The 18828-nt window shown below is 72.5% G+C and carries 16 protein-coding genes, 1 tRNA gene and 1 pseudogene; 12 read left to right on the top strand and 6 right to left on the bottom strand.

Going from position 1 to position 18828, the window contains the following annotated elements; genetic code table 11:
• Window positions 1–15 precede the first annotated feature (15 nt).
• The 4 genes from TNCT6_RS02725 (at window position 16) to TNCT6_RS02710 (ending at window position 4142) form a co-directional block, all read left to right on the top strand.
• Window positions 16–1215, top strand: coding sequence for a glycine C-acetyltransferase (locus TNCT6_RS02725; protein WP_141356183.1), 1200 nt, complete (start codon window positions 16–18; stop codon window positions 1213–1215).
• A gap of 42 nt (window positions 1216–1257) precedes the next feature.
• Window positions 1258–2160, top strand: a complete 903-nt coding sequence (locus tag TNCT6_RS02720; protein ID WP_141356181.1) for a LysR family transcriptional regulator — start codon at window positions 1258–1260, stop codon at window positions 2158–2160.
• Window positions 2161–2231: 71 nt separating this feature from the next.
• Window positions 2232–2591: an MmcQ/YjbR family DNA-binding protein gene (locus TNCT6_RS02715; protein WP_141356179.1), complete on the top strand. Its 360-nt coding sequence runs from the start codon at window positions 2232–2234 to the stop codon at window positions 2589–2591.
• Window positions 2592–2714: 123 nt separating this feature from the next.
• On the top strand, window positions 2715–4142 hold the full coding sequence (locus TNCT6_RS02710) for an MFS transporter (protein ID WP_253266006.1): 1428 nt from the start codon (window positions 2715–2717) through the stop codon (window positions 4140–4142).
• A 73-nt stretch (window positions 4143–4215) separates the two neighbouring features.
• Here TNCT6_RS02710 and TNCT6_RS02705 read toward each other — a convergent pair whose 3' ends face one another.
• Window positions 4216–5160: a transketolase family protein gene (locus TNCT6_RS02705; protein ID WP_141356177.1), complete on the bottom strand. Its 945-nt coding sequence runs from the start codon at window positions 5158–5160 to the stop codon at window positions 4216–4218.
• An 84-nt stretch (window positions 5161–5244) separates the two neighbouring features.
• Entirely contained in the window at window positions 5245–5952 is a 708-nt protein-coding gene (locus tag TNCT6_RS02700) for a transketolase (RefSeq protein WP_141356175.1), read from the bottom strand.
• A gap of 150 nt (window positions 5953–6102) precedes the next feature.
• On the opposite strand from TNCT6_RS02700, the gene TNCT6_RS02695 reads away from it, so the two are divergent.
• The 4 genes and pseudogenes from TNCT6_RS02695 (at window position 6103) to TNCT6_RS02675 (ending at window position 9145) form a co-directional block, all read left to right on the top strand.
• Window positions 6103–6176: transfer RNA gene (locus TNCT6_RS02695), tRNA-Pro, on the top strand.
• A 950-nt stretch (window positions 6177–7126) separates the two neighbouring features.
• Window positions 7127–7573, top strand: a pseudogene (locus TNCT6_RS02685) (pentapeptide repeat-containing protein); the annotation flags it as partial.
• 146 nt (window positions 7574–7719) lie between these two features.
• The gene (locus TNCT6_RS02680; RefSeq protein ID WP_141356173.1) at window positions 7720–8649 is read left to right on the top strand and encodes a hypothetical protein; all 930 of its coding nucleotides are present in this window, start codon (window positions 7720–7722) and stop codon (window positions 8647–8649) included.
• Between the two features lie 130 nt (window positions 8650–8779).
• The gene (locus TNCT6_RS02675) at window positions 8780–9145 is read left to right on the top strand and encodes a DUF4440 domain-containing protein (RefSeq protein ID WP_141356171.1); all 366 of its coding nucleotides are present in this window, start codon (window positions 8780–8782) and stop codon (window positions 9143–9145) included.
• 267 nt (window positions 9146–9412) lie between these two features.
• Here TNCT6_RS02675 and TNCT6_RS02670 read toward each other — a convergent pair whose 3' ends face one another.
• The 4 genes from TNCT6_RS02670 to TNCT6_RS02655 form a co-directional block, all read right to left on the bottom strand.
• Window positions 9413–10384: an ABC transporter ATP-binding protein gene (locus TNCT6_RS02670; RefSeq protein ID WP_141356169.1), complete on the bottom strand. Its 972-nt coding sequence runs from the start codon at window positions 10382–10384 to the stop codon at window positions 9413–9415.
• Window positions 10381–12480 carry a dipeptide/oligopeptide/nickel ABC transporter permease/ATP-binding protein gene (locus tag TNCT6_RS02665; RefSeq protein ID WP_141356167.1) on the bottom strand — a complete coding sequence of 700 codons (2100 nt, stop codon included), beginning with the start codon at window positions 12478–12480 and terminating at the stop codon, window positions 10381–10383. The genes TNCT6_RS02670 and TNCT6_RS02665 overlap by 4 nt, the downstream gene beginning before the upstream one ends.
• A gap of 1 nt (window position 12481) precedes the next feature.
• Window positions 12482–13432 (bottom strand): ABC transporter permease, encoded by a 951-nt coding sequence (locus tag TNCT6_RS02660; protein ID WP_141356165.1) that lies wholly within the window; start codon window positions 13430–13432, stop codon window positions 12482–12484.
• Between the two features lie 92 nt (window positions 13433–13524).
• On the bottom strand, window positions 13525–15099 hold the full coding sequence (locus TNCT6_RS02655; RefSeq protein WP_141365991.1) for an ABC transporter substrate-binding protein: 1575 nt from the start codon (window positions 15097–15099) through the stop codon (window positions 13525–13527).
• A gap of 152 nt (window positions 15100–15251) precedes the next feature.
• On the opposite strand from TNCT6_RS02655, the gene TNCT6_RS02650 reads away from it, so the two are divergent.
• The 4 genes from TNCT6_RS02650 (at window position 15252) to TNCT6_RS02635 (ending at window position 18825) form a co-directional block, all read left to right on the top strand.
• Complete coding sequence (locus tag TNCT6_RS02650; RefSeq protein WP_141356163.1) at window positions 15252–16025, top strand: FadR/GntR family transcriptional regulator; 774 nt, start codon at window positions 15252–15254, stop codon at window positions 16023–16025.
• A 219-nt stretch (window positions 16026–16244) separates the two neighbouring features.
• Window positions 16245–17204: a dihydrodipicolinate synthase family protein gene (locus TNCT6_RS02645; protein ID WP_141356161.1), complete on the top strand. Its 960-nt coding sequence runs from the start codon at window positions 16245–16247 to the stop codon at window positions 17202–17204.
• Window positions 17201–18145 (top strand): ROK family protein, encoded by a 945-nt coding sequence (locus tag TNCT6_RS02640; RefSeq protein WP_141356159.1) that lies wholly within the window; start codon window positions 17201–17203, stop codon window positions 18143–18145. The genes TNCT6_RS02645 and TNCT6_RS02640 overlap by 4 nt, the downstream gene beginning before the upstream one ends.
• Entirely contained in the window at window positions 18142–18825 is a 684-nt protein-coding gene (locus tag TNCT6_RS02635; protein WP_141356157.1) for an N-acetylmannosamine-6-phosphate 2-epimerase, read from the top strand. The genes TNCT6_RS02640 and TNCT6_RS02635 overlap by 4 nt, the downstream gene beginning before the upstream one ends.
• The last annotated feature ends 3 nt before the right edge of the window (window positions 18826–18828 follow it).

Genomic DNA, 18828 nt, shown 5'->3' with positions numbered 1-18828 from the left:
TCAAGGAGCACCCTGATGTTCGACTCCGTGCGCGACGACCTGCGCGTCACCCTCGACGAGATCCGCGCCGCCGGGCTGCACAAGCCCGAGCGTGTCATCGGCACCCCGCAGTCCGCGACCGTCGAGGTCACCGCGGGCGGCCGTCCCGGCGAGGTCCTCAACTTCTGCGCCAACAACTACCTCGGCCTCGCCGACCACCCCGAGGTCGTCGCCGCCGCCCACGAGGCCCTGGACCGCTGGGGCTACGGCATGGCCTCCGTGCGCTTCATCTGCGGCACCCAGGAGGTGCACAAGGAGCTGGAGGCCCGGCTGTCGGCGTTCCTCGGCCAGGAGGACACGATCCTGTACTCCTCCTGCTTCGACGCCAACGGCGGCGTGTTCGAGACGCTGCTCGGCCCGGAGGACGCGGTCATCTCCGACGCCCTCAACCACGCCTCGATCATCGACGGCATCCGGCTGTCCAAGGCCCGCCGCTTCCGCTACGCCAACCGCGATCTCGCGGACCTGGAGCGGCAGTTGAAGGAGGCCACCGAGGGCGGGGCGCGCCGCAAGCTGGTCGTCACCGACGGCGTGTTCTCGATGGACGGCTATGTGGCGCCGCTGCGCGAGATCTGCGACCTGGCCGACCGCTACGACGCCATGGTCATGGTCGACGACTCCCACGCCGTCGGCTTCGTCGGCCCCGGCGGCCGCGGCACCCCCGAACTGCACGGCGTCATGGACCGCGTGGACATCATCACCGGCACCCTCGGCAAGGCGCTCGGCGGCGCCTCCGGCGGCTACGTCGCCGCCCGCACCGAGATCGTCGCGCTGCTGCGTCAGCGCTCCCGGCCGTACCTGTTCTCCAACACGCTCGCCCCGGTGATCGCGGCGGCCTCCCTGAAGGTGCTGGACCTGCTGGAGTCCGCGGACGACCTGCGGGTCCGGCTCGCCGAGAACACGGCGCTGTTCCGCCGCCGGATGACCGAGGAGGGCTTCGACATCCTCCCCGGCGACCACGCCATCGCCCCGGTGATGATCGGTGACGCGGCCAAGGCGGGCAGCATGGCGGAGCTGCTCCTCGAACGCGGCGTGTACGTGATCGGCTTCTCCTACCCGGTCGTGCCGCAGGATCAGGCCCGCATCCGCGTGCAGCTGTCCGCGGCGCACTCCACCGAGGACGTGAACCGCGCGGTGGACGCGTTCGTCGCGGCGCGTGCCGAGCTGGAGGGCTGAGCCGGAAGCCGACCGGTCGCAGGTCTTGCGATAATCGTTCGCATGATCGAAGCGCGGCGGTTGCACATCCTCCGTGCGGTGGCCGACCACCGCACGGTGACAGCCGCTGCCGCCGCGCTCTACCTCACGCCGTCGGCCGTCTCGCAGCAGCTCACGGCACTGGAGCAGGAGACCGGCCACCGGCTGGTCGAGCGCGGCGCCAAGGGCGTACGGCTGACCCCGGCCGGGGAGATCCTGCTCAGCCACACCAACGCGGTCCTCGCCCAGCTGGAGCGGGCGGAGGCCGAACTCGCCGCCTACGGCTCCGGCGAGGCCGGCACGGTGACGGTCGCCGCCTTCGCCACCGGCATCGCGCAGGTGGTGGCGCCCGCGGTGGCCCGACTGGCGGGGACGGCGCCCGGCATCCGCATCCGCGTGCAGGACGCGGAGGGCGACGCCAGCCTGCCAATGGTGCTGGACCGGCAGGTCGACGTGGCGGTCGCCGTCGAGTACCGGGGCGCGCCGTCCGCCGACGACCCCCGGCTGACCCACGTACCGCTGTACGCCGAGCCGTTCGACGCGGTCGTCCCGGTGGCCCACCGCCTGGCCGGCGCCGCCGAGGTGCCGCTCGCCGAGCTGGCCAAGGACACCTGGATCGGCCCGTATCCCGGCAATCCCTGCCACGACGTGGTCGTCCTGGCCTGCGAGAGCGCCGGCTTCCAGCCCCGCCTGGAACACTCCTCCGACGACTTCCGCGCCGTCGTGGCCCTCGCCTCGGCCGACGCGGGCGTGGCCCTCGTGCCGCGCTCCGCGCTGCGCGGCATGGACCTCACGGGCGTGGTCGTCCGTCCCGTGGACGGAGTGGCGCCCACCCGCCGGGTCTTCGCGGCGGTGCGCCGGGGAGCCGAGGGGCACCCGCTGATCCGCCCGGTGCTCCAGGCCCTGGACGAGGCGGCGCAGGCGTAGCGCCCGGCTGCACCGGCTGCACCAGGCTTCCTTGGGGGTGGCTGTCAGTGCGAGGGGTTAGCGTGCGGGGCATGCCGGATGCCCATGACGTACGCCGTATCGCCCTGTCCCTGCCGGACACCACGGAGAAGATCGCCTGGAGCATGCCCACGTTCCGGGTCGCGGGGAAGATGTTCGCCACACTCCCGGAGGAGGAGACCTCCATCGCCGTGCGCTGTCCCAAGGAAGAGCGCGACGAACTGGTCCTGGCCGAGCCAGAGAAGTTCTGGATCGCCGGCCACGAGGCGCAGTTCGCCTGGGTACGGGTCCGACTCGCGGCGCTGGAGGACGAGTTCGAGCTGCGTGACATCCTCGCCGACTCCTGGCGCCAGGCGGCTCCGCCGCGGCTGCTGGAGGCCCATCCCGGGCTGGGACTGCCCACCACCCGCTGAAAATCCCTCGGGCGTTGTCAGTGGGCCGTGGCATGATCCGGAGGCAGTGGGGCCGGCCGGTGCGGGAGGGGCCGCGGTCGGCCGGGGAGCGGGGGATCGGTCGGGGAGGGGAGCGTCGAAAGGATGACCGGGACGTCGTCGCAGTCGTCGCCGGGGGAGGCGGCGGGGCGGGATGACCTCGTTGCCGGAGCCGGAGCCGGAGCCGGGATTCGAGGTGAAGCCGGGGCCGCGGCCGGAGCGGACGACGGCGGTGGCGCGCGGCCGGTGTGGTCGCGGGACTTCGCGCTGTTCTTCGTCGCGCGGGCCGTCGCCCGGCTCGGCGACACCATGCTGCCGGTCGCCCTCGCCGCGGGCCTGCTCCAGCACGGGTACGGCGCGGGCGCGGTCGGCCTCGCCATGGCCTCGACGGCCGCCGCCTTCGCCGGGCTCGTGGTCTTCGGCGGCGTCATCGCCGACCGGTTCAGCACCCGCAAGCTGATGATCGGCGCCGACCTGGTGCGGCTCGGCACCCAGGCCCTGGCCGCCGTGCTGTTCTACTCCGGGCACGTGGTGCTCTGGGAGATCTGCGTGATCGGCCTCGTCAACGGCGTGGGGGGCGCCGTGTTCCAGCCCGGCGTGGCCAGTACGGTGCCCAGGCTCGCCTCCGACGTCCAGGCGGCCAACGGCGCGATACGGATCGCGGAGTCCGCGGCCCAGCTCGCGGGCCCCGCCGCCGCGGGCCTGCTCGTCGGCTTCGCCTCACCCGGCGGGGTGTTCGCGGCGCACGCCGCCACCTACGGGGTCAGCGCCCTGTGCCTGCTCCTGCTCCGGCTGCCCCCGCTCATCCGGACCGGCGCCCCGGTCCGCACCCCGGACGGCACCGCGACCGGTGCCTTCAGGGCGGATCTGGTCGAAGGATGGCGGGAGTTCAGGGCCAGAACGTGGCTCTGGGGCGTCATCGCCGTGTGGTGCCTCTACATGATCGCCGTCTGGGGCCCGACCGTCCCCCTGGTGGCCACCGAAGTGGTGCAGCAGCACGGCCCGCGCGCCTACGGCCTGATCAACTCCGCCCTCGGCGCCGGCACCGTCGTCGGCGGCTTCCTCGCCCTGCGGCTGCGTCCCCGCCGTATGCTGCGCGCCGGCGCGTTCGCGCTGTTCGCCTTCGTCGGCTTCCCGGCGACGGTCGGGGCCGGCTTCGGTGTGCCGGCCATGGCGGCGGGCGCCGCCGTCGCCGGGGCGGGCATGTCGTTCTGGGGCGTGATGTGGGCGACCAGCGTTCAGACCCAGGTCCCGTCCGACGTCCTCAACCGCATCCACGCCTACGACGTGGCGGGCTCCCTCGCCATGATGCCCGTGGGCCAGGCCCTGGCCGGCCCGGCCGCCACCGCCCTGGGCGCGGACCATGTGCTGCTGGTGTCCGCCGCGATGAGCCTCGTCGTACCGACGGTCCTGCTGGCGGTGCCCCCGATTCGCGGCCTCATACGGGCCGACGCGCGCGGCACCCACCGCCCGCACGCGCAGGACGGGACCGCGGACGCGGCCCCCGCGCGGACACACCCCGAGCGGCACTGACGACGGCGACTCCGGCCCGGCCACCGCCGCACGGCCTTCGTACGGCCTCCGCACGGCCTCCGCGCGGATGCCTTCAGGCGCCCGAGGTGTCCGCGGCGCCCGAGGTACCCGTCCCGGCCCGGGTCCCCAGGAACGCCGAGATCCGTTCCCGCAGCGACCGGGCGTCGAGCCCGTGCGCGGCGGTGTGCTCCTCCGCGGTCCCGTAGCGCCGCAGCTCGGCGCGGCCCACCCCCAGCCCCAGGACGCGGTGCGGGACGTCGTGGAGCGCGTCGTTCGCCGCCGAGGTCGATGTGCCCGCGAGGTACGGCTCCACCAGGACGACGTCCGTACCGGCCGCCCGACTGGCCCGGCGCAGCGCGGCCGCGTCGAAGGGCCGCACGGTCGTCGCGTACAGCACGGTGACGTCCAGGCCCTCCGTCGCGGTGAGCACCGTGTCGAGCAGGGGCCCGACGGCGACCACCACACCCGAGCGGCCCTCGCGGACCGTCACGAAGTGCTCGCCGTCGACCGGGCGGGGGTGCGCGTTCGACTGCACGGACAGCCGTACGTAGACCTTGTCGTCGCCCGCGGCGACCGCGTGCCGCAGGAGTGTCTCGGCCTCGTCCGGGTGCCCGGGTACATGAACGGTCCAGCCGTCCAGGGTGTCGAGCAGCGCCACGTCGCCGGGGGCCATGTGGGTGTAGCCGCCCGCGGGCCAGTCGAAGGAGGCGGCGGCGCTGACCAGCACCGCGCCCGCGCCCTGGTGCCCGAGATCCAGTTTGACCTGCTCGAAGGGGCGCTCGACGAGGAAGCTCGCGAAGGTGTGCAGCACCGGTCGCATACCGGTCAGCGCCAGCCCGGCGCCTGCTCCGACGAGGAGCTGCTCGCGGATGCCGACGTTGATCACCCGGTCGGGATGCCGGCGCCGCGCGTCGGCGAAACCGTCCTTGCCGATCTCGGCGATGACGACCGCCACCCGCGGATCCTCGTCGAGCAGGCGCGAGACGGCCGGTGCGAGACGGTCACGCATGGTGTCCATGGAGGTCGAGCCCTTCTGTGTCGGGAAGCCGGGGAAAGTCAGGGGAAAACAGGGGAAGTCAGGGGTCTGCTCAGCGGTTCCGGATCAGGGGTTCTTCGGCTCCACCCGGGCCACCACCACATGCGGGCGGCCCGGATGCGGCGCGGTGAACGCGGCGTACAGCGCTTCGTGGTCGCGGCCGTCGACGCTCGCCGTCGACCAGCCCGCCGCCTCGAAACGGGCCGCGATGCCGCCGGGACGGGCATGGCTGGCGGAGGCGTTGTCGACGACGACGGTGTGCAGCTGTTCGAGTCCCGCGGGCCCGGCGAACGCGATGGCCTCGTGGTTGCTGCCCTCGTCCAGCTCGGCGTCCCCGGTCAGCACCCACACCCGGGGCCGGTTCAGCCCCTGGGCGCGCAGCCCCAGGGCCGTGCCGACGGCGATGGGCAGTCCGTGCCCGAGGGACCCGCTGCCGATCTCGACGCCCGGCACCAGCGTGCGGTCCGGATGGTGGCCGAGCGGGGAGTCGTAGGCGCCGAAGTCCGGCAGCCAGCCGACGGGCACGAAGCCCTTCGCGGCGAGCACCGCGTAGTACGCCATCGGGCCGTGCCCCTTCGACAGCAGGAACCGGTCCCGCTGCGGGTCGTCCCGCTCCTCGGGGCGGACCCTGAGCACCCGGTCGTAGAGCACCCAGAGCACGTCCAGCGTGGACGTGGCCGCCGGTCCGTGCTTCTCGTCGCCCGTCATGAGCCCCATCAGCCGGGGCAGGTCGGCGTAACCGTGGGCGCGTTCGGTCTCCTCGGTGATCGTCATGCCGACGATGGTGCGACCTCAACCAAACTTGAGGTCAAGTCCGGTCGCACCGACACCGCCCGGACCAAAACCCGTGCGCGACCACCGACCTGAGTGCGGTATTGTTTTCCTGCACGTTCAGCCAGGGGAAACCCCAGGTCAGACGGGCACCGGGACGTGGCGCAGCTTGGTAGCGCACTTGACTGGGGGTCAAGGGGTCGCAGGTTCAAATCCTGTCGTCCCGACAGCGATGTCGGACGTTTCCGCAGGCAAGGGGCTCTCTTCTGAGGGCCCCTGTTTCGTGAGCGGGAGCAATCCGGGAGCCCACTTCCGCTCCCCGTGGTCCCCTCGCTCCCAACCGTGGTCATCGGCGTCCATCGATGTTGACCGTGTGATGCCCCGCCGCCGCTGACACGAGGTCTTCCCCGTCACGCCCGGGACCCTGCTGGCCTGGCACCGCAGGTTCATGGCCGCGAAGTGAGACTGGCGGCGCGCGGCGCGCCCGAACCGGACGGCCACCGACCAAGGCGGCACCGAAGAAGCTGATCCCGCAGTTCGCAGGAGGGGAGATCCGCCACGCGGTGGGCATCGACCCGGCCCCACGCCGCGCCGGCCCGACGTGAGGGGAGTTCCTCACCAGTCGGACCGAAGACGTCATCGCCGTCGACTTCTTCCACCTCGACACCGTCCTCGACCACAGGCTCTACGCGCCGGCGTTCCTCCAACTCGGTGCTCGACGCCCGCACATCGCCGCCACCAGCGCCCACCCCACCCGCTACTGGGCTGTGCGGCATGCCCGAAACCCGGCCACCGATCTCGGGCACGCGCCTTGGAGACCAAGGCCGGCGGGGAACCGTGGACCCCCGGTGTTCGGTGTGGACCGCTGCAACCGACTGCCTGCTCCTCCGCGTCCCAGGAGCATGACCGTCGTCCCTTACCGGGCTGCACCGGACACAGCTTCATGGCCGCACTGCGACGGTGCCCTACCAGGCGGCGTCGAGTGTCGCGGCCGCCGGGTCGAGCCACACACCGCGTGCCTGGCTCATCTGCCCGGGGATGAACGCTCTGCCTACCTTGCAGGCCTCCGGCCCGGCGCGGACCTCGACCACAGAGGCACCCGCTTCACCGAAGAACTCCTGAGCGAACTGCTCACCGCGCTCACGGAGCCCTCCACGCGTAGAGGGCAACCTTCCCGGAGATGCGCCGCCACGCCGACGACATCCCCTGGACCGAGCGGAGCCTGCTCACCGCGTACTGGGCGCTGTCCGGCTACGGGCTGCGAGCCTCGCGAGCCCTGGGCTGGCTCATGGTGGCCATGACCGCCACTGTGCTGGCGATGATGCTGTGGGGCCTGCCGCAGAACGACCCGAAGCCGAAGAGCACCGGCACGGTAGCCGACCGCAGTATCACGATGACTACCGACATACCCGGCCCGGTCAACCCGGACGGTCCGTATGACGAGCGTTTGACGACCGGGCGGTTCGAGAAGTCCCTGCGGGCGGTCGTCAACTCGGTGATCTTCCGTTCCTCCGATCAGCAGCTGACCACCGCCGGTACCTACACCGAGATGGCGTCCCGCCTGGTCGAGCCGGCCCTCCTCGGGCTCGCTGTACTGGCGATCCGCGGGCGGCTGAAACGGTAGTCGGAAACCGATGGTTGAGCACGCATGGCCTGGCTGCGGCAGCCGTCCTACGCCTGTGGAACCCGCAGCCAGACCCAGGCGGCGGGGTTCTGCGCTGAGTACGCGTACTCATGTGCGCCAGGACGCCGGCTGACAGGCTCCGCGCTATGACGAGCGGCAGAGGGGCGCTGACGGCCCTGCATCTCTTCCTGGTCTGGGCGACGATGGCGGCCGTGGCGCCGGCGCTCGGTTTCGGGCTGGTGGTATCGGCCTGGGGTGAGGGGGCCGGTGCGACGGTACCGGTCCTCGCGTTGGGTGTACCACTGATGGTGGGCCTGCTGGTCACGGCGGGCATACCGGTGCGGACCGTGGTGCCGCTGTGCGGCTCCCTGCCGCGGCGGCTGGGCTGGGCGGTACTGGTCTTCGCCCTCGGTACGCTCGGCGTCCTGGCAGGTCTGGCCGTCTACGGCGAAAACGTCGATCTGGGGAGCGCCAGTACCCGGATCGTGCTGACGGGGGTGCCGTACGCCGTGGCCGCGGCGTTCTTCGTGCCGAGCCGGTGGGTGCGGCTGGGGGCGCTGGCCGTACTGGTGGCCGGGGTGGCCTATGGGGGCTTCGTCGGCCCGGCGCAGGCGCAGCAGCGCCAGGACGAGGCGGAGGTCGCGCGGTACCGGGAGCATCCGGAGCTGCTGTACCTGGGCGCTGCGCCGCCGGGCATGCAGGTGTCCCATGCCGAGGTCGGCCCTGCCTCCTTCGGCGTCGACTACCGCCCCGTCCGGGAGGGCTACGAGGTGGGGTACGTGGGCCTCACGGTACGCCCGCCGCTCACGCCGGCTCCCCGATGCCCAGAGCCCGCGGAGAAGGGCGTGACCTGCACAGTGGACGCGCACGGCGAGATGCTCACGGTTCGCGACTTCCCCGGAGGCGGCCGCGCCGTCACCCTCACCCGCCGCCATCGGAACGCGGAGGTCGAGGTCACCAGCCAGACCCTGGACGAACCCGGGCTACGCCATCTCCTGAACACTCTGCACCCACTGTCGGACACAGAGCTGGAGAAGCTGATGCGGGAAAAGAAGATCGATCACAACCTTCGCTGAGAATCGCTCAAGCTTCGCTGCGAGAGGTCAGCGGGCGGTGCCGGCGCCCCAGTACACGGACCAGGGGCGGCTGAACCGGTTCGCCTTCAATTCGCTGTGCCTTGGCGAGCAGGGCCCTTAGGGTTCCTGCATGACGGATGAGAGCGAGGGGGCCGTGCGAGCGGCCATCGATGGGGAGATGCGGCTTCTCGATCCCGAGGTGCGTGCTTCGCCGTCCCGTGTCCTGGAGCTTCTGGATCCGGAGTTCACCGAGATCGGGGCTTCCGGACGCCGGTGGGATGTCGAGTCGATCCTCACGGTGACGAGTGGCGGCTCGGTGCCCCCGGAGTCTCCGGTCAAGGTCAGCGAAATGTCTGGAGTCGTTCTTGCTCCGGGTGTCGTTCATCTGACGTACTTCGCCGAAGACCAGGGCCGTCGGGCATGGCGGAGCTCTGTGTGGCGTCTGACGGGGACGGGCTGGCGGATGTATTTCCACCAGGGCACTTTGACCGCTTGAGCGGATAGAACCACCGCCCGCAAGGGCGGTGGGCCTGGCGTGTCACCAGGGCCGCCCGGTACGTCATGGTCCACCGCATGGCTTCCGCCCCTTCGGGCTCGGCGCTCATCCAGCCCTCGTAGGAAGACATCGCGAGCGGGACGTCAACGGCGGAGCGTGAACCGGGCCCGCGCACGAGCCCTCCCGTCCACCTCGGAAAGGACACAGGCCCTCCCGCCCACCTCGGAAGGGAAAGGTGGAGGAGAGGGCCCGTACGCGAAGTCGTCCCTACGACCGGTCGTCCTCGGTCTGCGGATGGACGCAGTGCCACCGGTGGGACTCGCCGGGGTCGGACCCGGCCGCGGGGAAGGCGGTCGCGCAGGCGTCGTCGGCCTTCCAGCAGCGGGTGCTGAAGGGGCAGCCGGGCGGCGGGTTGACCGCCGACGGCACCGGGCCGTGCAGCACGATGCGTTCGCTGCGCTCCATCAGGCTCGGGGTGGCCGACAGCAGGGCCTGGGTGTACGGGTGCGCGGGGGAGGCGGCGACGCGCCCCGCCGGACCCTCCTCCACGATCCGGCCGAGGTAGAGCACGGCGAGCCGGTCGGCGAGGTGCCGCACGGTCTGGATGTCGTGCGAGATGAACACCATGCCGAGGTTCAGCCGGTCCCGCAGGTCCACCAGCAGGTTCAGGACCTGCGCGCGTACCGACACGTCGAGTGCGCTGGTCGGCTCGTCGGCGACGATCAACTCCGGTTCCAGGGCGAGCGCGCGGGCGATGGCGACGCGCTGGCGCTGCCCGCCCGAGAGCTGTCCCGGCAGGGCCCGCAGGGTGTGCGCGGGCAGGCCGACCAGGTCCAGCAGCTCCTCGACCCGTGCGTCGCGTGCCTTGTCGTCGCCCCGCCGGTGCACGTCCAGCGGGTCGCGCAGGATCCGGCCCACCGGCAGCCGGGGGTTCAGGGCGGTCGACGGGTCCTGGAAGACGACGCCGACGCAGGAGCCGAACTCGTCGCGCCGCCGGGCACCGGGCATCGCCCACAGGTCCTCGCCGTGGAAGGTGACCGTGCCCTCGGTGGGCCGTTGCAGACCGGTGAGCACCCGGGCCAGGGTCGACTTGCCGCAGCCGGACTCGCCGACCAGGCCGACGATCTCCCCGCGCCCGACCTCCAGCGAGGCGTCGGTCAGGGCGTGCACGTGGCTCCGGTCGAACAGGCCGCCGCCGCGGGCCTTGTGGCGTACGTGTACGTGGTCGAGCCGGATCATCGGGTGCTCTCCTGAAGCAGGGCGGCCGGCACGGGGTGGTGGCACGCGGTGCTGTGGTCGGGCCCGCCGCCGGGCAGGGGCGGGGTGGTGCGGCACAGATCGGTCGCCGCGGCGCAGCGCGAGGCGAACCGGCAGCCGTCCCCGAAGCGTCGGGGGGCCGGGACGATGCCGGGGATCTGGTGCAGCCGCTCGGCGCCCGCCTCCAGCGACACCACCGAGCCGAGCAGCCCGCGGGTGTAGGGGTGGGCGGGCGCGGAAAGCAGCGACCGGGTCTCGGCGACCTCCGCGACCTGGCCGGCGTACATCACCGCGATCCGGTGTGACAGATCGCCGACGAGCGCCAGGTCGTGGGAGACGAGGATCATCGCGAAGCCGAGCTCGTCGCGGAGCCGTTCGAGCAGCTCCACCACCTGGGCCTGGACCGTGACGTCGAGCGCGGTGGTCGGTTCGTCCGCGATCAGGAGGCGGGGGCTGCGCGAGAGCGCCATGGCGATCAGTACGCGCTGACGCTGGCCGCCGGAGAGTTCGTGCGGGTAGCTGCGCAGGGTCCGCCGCGGATCGAGGCCGACCAGTTCGAGGAGTCCGGCCGGGGTCTGCGTACCGCCGCGGCTGGTGAGCTGCTTCAGCTGCCGGCCGACGAGCACCGAGGGGTTCAGCGAGGAGAGCGCGTCCTGGTAGACCATGGCGATCTCCGGGCCGTTGAGGGCCCGGCGCTGCCGGGGGCCGAGCTCCAGGAGGTTCCGGCCGCGGTACTCGACGCGCCCGCCGACCTCGGCGTTGCGGGCCAGCAGCCCCATGACGGCCAGGCTGGTGATGCTCTTGCCGCAGCCCGACTCGCCGACCAGGCCGAGGGTCTCGCCCTCGCGGACCGAGAAGGAGATGCCGTCCACGACCCGGGTGTCGCCGTAGCGGTCGGGGAAACGGATGGTCAGGTCCTTCACGGCCAGGAGTTCGGCCGCGTCGCCGGCGACCGGCGTGACCGCGGGCGGACCGCTCAGCACACGCGCCGACAGCCGGGCGAGCGCGGCGTCGACGTCCGCCGCGGCGACCGGATCGACCGGGGTGACGCCCGGCCGAGCACCGCCGTCGGACTGGGCGGAACCGGCAGGATCAACGGCACCGGCGGCACCGGCGGACTCGCCGGAACCGCCATTGGCGGACGTGGCGGACCCATTCACGGAGGACGTCGCGGACCCCGTCGCGGAAGACGCCCCGGACCGCGGATCCCCGTCGTCGGCGCGCGCGTCGGACGGTGCCGCCGCCGCGTCGGTGAGGCCCTCGGACAGGATGTTCAGGGCGAGCACGGTCGCCAGCAGCACCAGTCCGGGCAGCAGGGTGGCCCACCAGCCGCCCGACAGCAGGATCTGCCGGCCGTAGGACAGGACGTTGCCCCAGCTGGGGTCGGGGTCCTGCACACCGGCGCCGATGAAGGACAGGCTGGCCTCGAAGATGATGGCGTCGGCGACCAGCACCGTGGCGAACACCATGACGGGCGCGGCGCAGTTGACGGCCACGTGGCGGACGACGATGTACGCGCGGCGGGCGCCGATCACCTTCTCGGCGGCCACGTAGTCCTCGCCGTACTGCGCCATGACGTTGGCGCGCACCACGCGGGCGAGCGAGGGCATGTAGACGAAGGCGATGCACAGGATGAGCACCGGCAGGCTGGTGCCGAAGACGGTGACCAGCACGGCCGCCAGCGCGATCGGCGGGAAGGCCATGACGATGTCGAGCGTGCGCATCACCGACTCGTCGCCCAGTTTGCGCGAGGTGGCGGCGAGCGAGCCGAGGACCGCGCCCAGCACGAGTGCGGCGGCGGTCGAGCCCAGGCCGATGACCAGGGAGTACCGGGCGCCGTAGACCACACGGGCGAAGACGTCCCGGCCGACCCGGTCGGTGCCGAACCAGTGGGCGCCGCCGGGTGCCTGCACGGGGATGCCGGTGGCGAGCGGATCGGCGGCGATCAGCGGCGCGAACACGGCGGCGAGGACCACGATCCCCAGCACGCCCAGGGCGAGGCGCGAGGACAGGGGAAGTGCCCGGAACCGGATGCCGGGGCGGGACAGTCTCGTGACGAGACCGCTTCTGGGGAACATGTCACACCGTCCTGATACGCGGGTTGACCAGCAGGTACAGCAGGTCGACGACGACGTTGACGACCAGGAAGGCGACGGCGATGGTGAGCACGGTGCCCTGGACGAGGGCGACGTCGCCTCCGGTGACCCCCTCGAGGATCAGCTTGCCCATGCCGGGCAGGTCGAAGATCGTCTCGATCACGACCGCGCCGCTGAGCAGGTAGCCCACCCGTACGCCGAGCACGGTCAGCGGAGTGATGAGCGCGTTGCGGAGCACGCCCCGGACGACGACGTGGCGGGGCAGTCCGTTGCCGGTGGCGGTGCGTACGTAGTCGCGGTCCAGCTCGGCCACCATGGAGGTCCGCACCAGACGGGCCAGCGAGGCCGCCACGGGGACGGCGAGGGCGAAGGCCGGCAGGGCCATGGACCTGAGCCAGCCGCTGAAGGAGTCGGCCGGGTTGACGTAGCCGCCGGTGGGGAACACCGGGCTGTTCAGGGCGAACTGCTGGATGAGCAGCACCCCGAGCCAGAACGACGGGACCGCGACGCCCGCGATCGACAGCACACGGGTGAGCTGGTCGGGCCAGCGGTCCCGGAAGACCGCGCCCGTCACGCCGAGCACGAGGGCGAGGACGATCGCGATCACCAGGCCCAGGGCGGTGAGCTGGATGGTGAGGGGCAGCGCGACGGAGATCCGGTCGAGCACCGGCTGGCTGGGCGGCACGGTGGAGCCGAGGTCGCCGCTGAGCAGCTGGCCGAGGAAGCGGACGTAGCGCACCGGCAGTGGGTCGTTGAGGCCGTTGGCCTCGGCGAAGGCGGCACGGGCCGCGGCCGAGGCGCCGTCGCCCAGGGCGTTGTAGGCGGGGTCGACGGGTGAGAACTGAAGCACCACGAAGACGAGCAGCGTGATGCCGAGGATCATCACCGGCATGATCGCCAGACGGCGCAGCGCGAGCCGGAGGAATGTGACCATCGTGGGTTCCTAGGGAAGGGGAGGGCTCCGGGGCGCGGCAGCCGCCCGGCGGGGGGCCGGGCGGCTGCCGCGGCTCCGGGGTCAGACGCGGGTCAGGCGCGGCTGACGTCCAGGAGGGACAGGCCCGTGGTCGGCAGCGGCTCGAAGCCCTTCAGCGCCTTGTCGTTCCAGGCCGTGGGCAGCTTGCGGTGCAGGACGGGGTAGAGGGCGGCCTCGTCCGCGACCAGGTCGACGGCCTGGCCCCACAGGTCCTTGCGCGTGGCCTCGTCGGTGGCCTGGGCGGCCTTGTCCAGCAGGGAGTTGACCCTCTTGTACGCGGCGGTCCCGCCCCAGCCGTAGCGGCTCTCGGGCCACAGCCCGGAGTAGTACCAGCGCATCAGCAGGTCGACGTCGTTGCCGAAGACGGACGGGTCGCCGGGGGCGAGGAGGACCGTGTAGGAGCCGGCGTCCACCTTGGCGTACTGGGCGGAGGACTGGCCGATGCTCAGCGTGGTCTTCACGCCGATGGCGTCCCAGCTCTCCTTGACCAGCGGGGCCACGTCCTTGACCCAGCCGGTGTCGGTGGTGAGCAGGGTGACCTTGAGGTTCTTGACGCCGGCCTCGCCGAGCAGCTTCCTGGCCCTGGCCGGGTCGTGCCCGTAGACCGTGGCGGCCTGCTGGAAGTCGGGGTGGGTGGGCTGGAGGTAGCTGCGGGCGGCCGAGCCGTTGCCGGCCATGGCCGTGGTGATGAGCTTGTCGGTGTCCAGCGCGTAGTGGAGCGCCTGGCGCACCCGCTTGTCGTCGAAGGGCTTCTGCTTGCAGTTGAACATCAGGAAGAGCAGGCCGAAGGACTGCACGGACTCGACCTTCGCCTTCCTGGCGAGGCGGTCCACGTCCAGGTAGGGCACGTCCTCGATGGCCTGCACCCGGCCCGACTCCATGGCGCTGACCCGGGCGGCGGGGTCGGAGACCAGGCGCCAGACCATCTTCTTGGCCTTGGCCGGGTGGCTGCCGTTGTACTTGTCGTACGCCTCGAAGACGATCTTGTCCTCGCGGGTCGCCGAGACCATCCGGTAGGGGCCCGAACCCACGGGCAGGGCGTCGAAGCCCTTCTGGTCCGCCTCCACCAGCTTCTTCGGAACGATCTTGGCGACCGAGACGCGGCCGGGGAACAGCGCGAAGGGGTACTTCAGCTTGAACTCGACCGTCCTGGCGTCGACCGCCTCGACCGAGTCGAGGAACGGCAGGAACTGCGCCATCAGGGAGGCGTTCTTCTCGTCGAGGATCCGCTCGAAGCTGTGGACGACGTCCTCGGAGGTGACGTCGGAGCCGTCGTGGAAGGTGGCGCCCTCGCGCAGGGTGGCGCGGTAGGTGGTGGCGTTCACCTTGATGGGCAGCGCGGTGGCCAGACCGGGCCGGGCCTGGAGCGTGGCCGGGTCCAGATCGACCAGGCCCTCGAAGACGTGCAGGTTGGCCGCGATCGGGGTGGCGCCCGAGGCGATCATCGGGTCGAAGCCGGTCGAGAGCGGGTAGGAGATACCCGTCTCGATGGTGTCCGCGCCTCCTCCGCTGCTCGCGCCGGTGTTCGAGCCGGTCGAGGCCGGGCCGCTGCACGCGGAGATCGAGGCGGTCAGGGCCGAGGCGGCCCCGAGGGCGCTCGCGTAGCGCAGGAATCTGCGACGATCCATGCCGACGGGCGTCTTGTACGACACGTGGGGTCCCTCCTGGGGCGGCACAAAGCCAGGAAACGGTAGAGGAATTGGGGCCGCGCCATCAGACGTCTGATGTCCGACCTTGATAGGCTGTGAAGGTAGCTTCGTTGAGCAGAAGGGGTCAAGAGGTGAATTCGTCGCGTCCGCAAGAGGTCCGGGCGGCGGCCAGGCCGTCACTGCGTCAGGAGGTCTCGGAGGCGATCAAGAGCTACATCCTCGACAATCACCTCAAGCCGGGAGACCCGCTGCCGTCGGAGGCGGAGCTGTGCGCCGCCCTCGGTGCCAGCCGGTCCAGCGTCCGCGAGGCCGTGAAGACCCTGGCGGTGCTGGACATCGTCGAGGTGCGGCGCGGTCATGGCACCTATGTCGGCCGGCTGAGCCTGTCCGCGCTGGTGGAGGGTCTGGCCTTCCGCGGTCTGCTCAGCCCCAAGGACGACTTCCGGATCCTGTCCGAGCTGATCGAGGTGCGCGAGCTGATCGAACGCGGCATGGCCGCACGCATCATGGCGACGCTCGGGTCCGAGGATCTCGACGCTCTCGACGCCCTCGTCGACGAGATGGACCGTCGCGGCGCCCACGACGACCGCGGCTTCGCGGAATGCGACCGGGCCTTCCACGAGCGACTGATGGAACCGCTCCAGAACGAGCTGGTCAGCCAGCTCTCGCTGGCCTTCTGGGACGTCTACGCCATCGTCGCGCCGCAACTGGAGGGGATCTCCGAGGAGGCCGAGGCGGGAACCATCGCCGACCACCGCGCCATCGTGCGGGCGGCCAGGCAGGGGGACGCCGAGGGATTCGTGCGCGCCCTCTCCGGCCACTACGCGCCGGTGCGCCGGCGGCTGACGGAGGCTCAGGCGCAGGCGGGCCGGGGTGCGGTGGGCGAGGTCGAGCGCACCGCCTGACCTGTCACCGGGGCGGCCCGCCCGCGACCGCGGGCCCCGGACGTCGTTCCCTCACGGGGACTTGCCGCCCGGGTCGGAATCGAGAGTGTGAGCCATCCCCCTCTTGACCGACCCGGGCGGCTGCGTCTTATTGTTCAGACGTCAGACATCTGACGTCGCTTTCGCGGAGCAGCCGGCCGCGATCAGCAGTTCCGTCTTCCAGCCCATGGAGTAGCCCCCATGCCTCTGACCGCACCCCTGCGCGGAGTCGTCCCGCCCGTGTGCACCCCGCTCGACGCCCACGGCGAGGTCGACACGGCCTCCCTGGCCCGGCTGGTCGAGCACCTGCTCGGCGGCGGTGTCCACGGGCTCTTCGCCCTCGGCTCGACCAGCGAGGTCGCCTACCTCACCGACGAGCAGCGCGGCACCGCCCTGGAGACGGTGGTCAACGCGGTCGACGGACGGGTACCGGTCCTCGCGGGCGTCATCGACACCACCACCCCCCGCGTCCTCGACCACGCCCGCGAGGCGGCCCAGCTCGGCGCGGACGCACTGGTGGTCACCGCGCCCTTCTACACCCGCACCCACCCCCGGGAGATCGCCGCCCACTTCCGCCGGATCCGCCAGACGGTGGACCTGCCGCTGTTCGCCTACGACCTGCCGGTCTCCGTGCACAGCAAGCTGTCGACCGCCCTGATCCTCGAACTGGCCGCCGACGGCACCCTGGCCGGCCTCAAGGACAGCAGCGGCGACGAGGGCTCCCTGCGCCGCCTGCTCGTCGCACTCGGCGGACGCCAGGGCCGCGCCGAGGGACCCGCGCCCGCCTTCTCCGTCCTCACCGGCTCCGAGCTGACCGTCGACGCGGCGCTGCTGGCCGGCGCCGACGGCGTCGTCCCCGGCCTGGGCAACGTCGACCCCGCCGGCTACGTCCGGCTCTACGAGGCCGCCCGGACGGGTGACTGGACGCTGGCCGTCAAGGAGCAGGAGCGGCTCGCCGGCCTGTTCGCCATGGTCGACGCGGGCCCCGAGGCCGAGATGGGCCGCAGTTCCTCCGCGCTGGGCGCGTTCAAGGCGGCCCTGCGCCTGCTGGGCGTCATCGACTGCGGCGACACCGCCTTCCCGCAGATCCAGCTGGGCGCCGCGCCCGTCGCCGAGGTCGACGCGCGGCTGCGCGCCGCCGGGCTCACCCCGGTCCGATGACGCGGCCCCCGGCCCCCGGCACCGCTCCCGTCATCGGACTCGACCTCGGCGGCACCAAGATCGCGGCCGCCCTGGTCGGCCCGGACGGCACGGTGCTGCGCCGGCACACCCGCCCGACACCGGCGCGGGCGGGCGCGCGGGCCGTGCTCGACGCGCTCGCCGCCGCGGCCCGCGAGGTGGACCACGGCGCCCGGGCGATCGGAGTCGCCGCCGCCGGTGTCGTGGACCCGCGCACCGGCACCGTCACCAGCGCCACCGACTCCATCACCGGATGGGCCGGCACCGCGCTGGCCGCGGGCCTGTCCGACCGTACGGGGCTGCCGGTCGCCTGCGACAACGACGTACGCGCCACGGCCGCCACCGAACTCGCCGAGGCCGGCGACCCGTCCGCCTCCCTCGTCTACGTCGCCGTGGGCACCGGAGTCGGCGGCGCCGTCGCGGTGGACGGCCGGATGCTGCACGGCAGCGCCGGCATCGCGGGCCACCTGGGCCATGTGCCGAGCCCCGAGGCCACCGGCCTGCCCTGCACCTGCGGCGGCAGCGGCCACCTGGAGGCGATCGCCTCGGGACCCGCGATCACCGCACTGTACGAGCGCCTGAGCGGCCGGACCGCCGACCGCCTCCAGACCGTGGCGGAACGTGCCGCCGCGGGCGACGCCACCGCACGACAGGCGATCACCACCGGGGCGCGGGCCACGGGAAGCGCCGTCGGCGGCCTGGCCAACGCGCTCGGCCCGCACCGCGTCGTGATCGGCGGCGGCGTGCCACGGATCGGCGACCTGTACTGGTCCGCGCTGACCGACGCCTTCCGCGCCGAGCTGATGGCCCCCCTGCGCCATCTGCGCCCGGTGCCGCCGCGCCTCGGATCCGACGCGGCCGTACTGGGGGCGGCCCTGCTCGCCCGCACCCCGTCCCCGCACTCCTCGGAAGGACCCCGATGACCACGATCCCCTCGCCCGTAACCGCCGTCGCCGGCCGGCTGATCGTCTCCTGCCAGGCTCCCGAGGGCGACCCGATGCGCGACACCGCGACCCTGGTCAGGCTGGCGCGCTCCGCCGAGGCCGGCGGCGCCGCGGCCGTCCGCGTCAACGGTCCCGAGGTGGTGGCCGCCGTCGCCGCCGCCGTCGCCCTGCCCGTGATCGGGCTGTGGAAGGACGGCGACACCGGCGTCTACATCACCCCGACCGTGCGCCACGCCCTCGCCGTCGCCGAGGCCGGCGCGCACGTGGTCGCCGCGGACGCCACGGCGCGCCCGCGCCCGGACGGCGGCTCCTTCGCCGACCTCGTGACCGCCGTGCACTCCGCGGGCGCCCTGGTCATGGCGGACGTCGCCACGCTGGAGGAGGGCGTGCTCGCCGCCCGGCAGGGCGCCGACTTCGTCTCCACCACCCTGTCGGGATACGCGCCCGGCTCCCCGCGCCAGTCCGGCCCCGACCTGGAACTGGTCGCCGCCCTCGCCCGCGCGACCGGCACCCCGGTCGTCGCCGAGGGACGGATCGGCACCCCCGAGGAGGCGGCCGAGGCGCTCGCCCGGGGCGCCCACAGCGTGGTCGTCGGCACCGCCATCACCGCCCCGACCGCCCTCACCCACCGCTTCGCGACGCACCTCACACGTCGATAGAGG

Origin of the sequence: Streptomyces sp. 6-11-2 (genome assembly GCF_006540305.1) — a bacterium.
Classification (GTDB): domain Bacteria; phylum Actinomycetota; class Actinomycetes; order Streptomycetales; family Streptomycetaceae; genus Streptomyces.
The sequence above is the reverse complement of the archived record's forward strand: the minus strand, read 5'-3'. Positions and strand labels throughout refer to the sequence as shown.

What these genes read in the sequence shown, in the direction of transcription:
- TNCT6_RS02725 (WP_141356183.1), top strand. Translation starts at nt 16, where the DNA reads ATGTTCGACTCCGTGCGCGACGACCTGCGCGTCACCCTCGACGAGATC.
- TNCT6_RS02720 (WP_141356181.1), top strand. Translation starts at nt 1,258, where the DNA reads ATGATCGAAGCGCGGCGGTTGCACATCCTCCGTGCGGTGGCCGACCAC.
- TNCT6_RS02715 (WP_141356179.1), top strand. Translation starts at nt 2,232, where the DNA reads ATGCCGGATGCCCATGACGTACGCCGTATCGCCCTGTCCCTGCCGGAC.
- TNCT6_RS02710 (WP_253266006.1), top strand. Translation starts at nt 2,715, where the DNA reads ATGACCGGGACGTCGTCGCAGTCGTCGCCGGGGGAGGCGGCGGGGCGG.
- TNCT6_RS02705 (WP_141356177.1), bottom strand. Translation starts at nt 5,160, where the DNA reads ATGGACACCATGCGTGACCGTCTCGCACCGGCCGTCTCGCGCCTGCTC.
- TNCT6_RS02700 (WP_141356175.1), bottom strand. Translation starts at nt 5,952, where the DNA reads ATGACGATCACCGAGGAGACCGAACGCGCCCACGGTTACGCCGACCTG.
- TNCT6_RS02680 (WP_141356173.1), top strand. Translation starts at nt 7,720, where the DNA reads ATGACGAGCGGCAGAGGGGCGCTGACGGCCCTGCATCTCTTCCTGGTC.
- TNCT6_RS02675 (WP_141356171.1), top strand. Translation starts at nt 8,780, where the DNA reads ATGACGGATGAGAGCGAGGGGGCCGTGCGAGCGGCCATCGATGGGGAG.
- TNCT6_RS02670 (WP_141356169.1), bottom strand. Translation starts at nt 10,384, where the DNA reads ATGATCCGGCTCGACCACGTACACGTACGCCACAAGGCCCGCGGCGGC.
- TNCT6_RS02665 (WP_141356167.1), bottom strand. Translation starts at nt 12,480, where the DNA reads ATGTTCCCCAGAAGCGGTCTCGTCACGAGACTGTCCCGCCCCGGCATC.
- TNCT6_RS02660 (WP_141356165.1), bottom strand. Translation starts at nt 13,432, where the DNA reads ATGGTCACATTCCTCCGGCTCGCGCTGCGCCGTCTGGCGATCATGCCG.
- TNCT6_RS02655 (WP_141365991.1), bottom strand. Translation starts at nt 15,099, where the DNA reads ATGGATCGTCGCAGATTCCTGCGCTACGCGAGCGCCCTCGGGGCCGCC.
- TNCT6_RS02645 (WP_141356161.1), top strand. Translation starts at nt 16,245, where the DNA reads ATGCCTCTGACCGCACCCCTGCGCGGAGTCGTCCCGCCCGTGTGCACC.
- TNCT6_RS02640 (WP_141356159.1), top strand. Translation starts at nt 17,201, where the DNA reads ATGACGCGGCCCCCGGCCCCCGGCACCGCTCCCGTCATCGGACTCGAC.
- TNCT6_RS02635 (WP_141356157.1), top strand. Translation starts at nt 18,142, where the DNA reads ATGACCACGATCCCCTCGCCCGTAACCGCCGTCGCCGGCCGGCTGATC.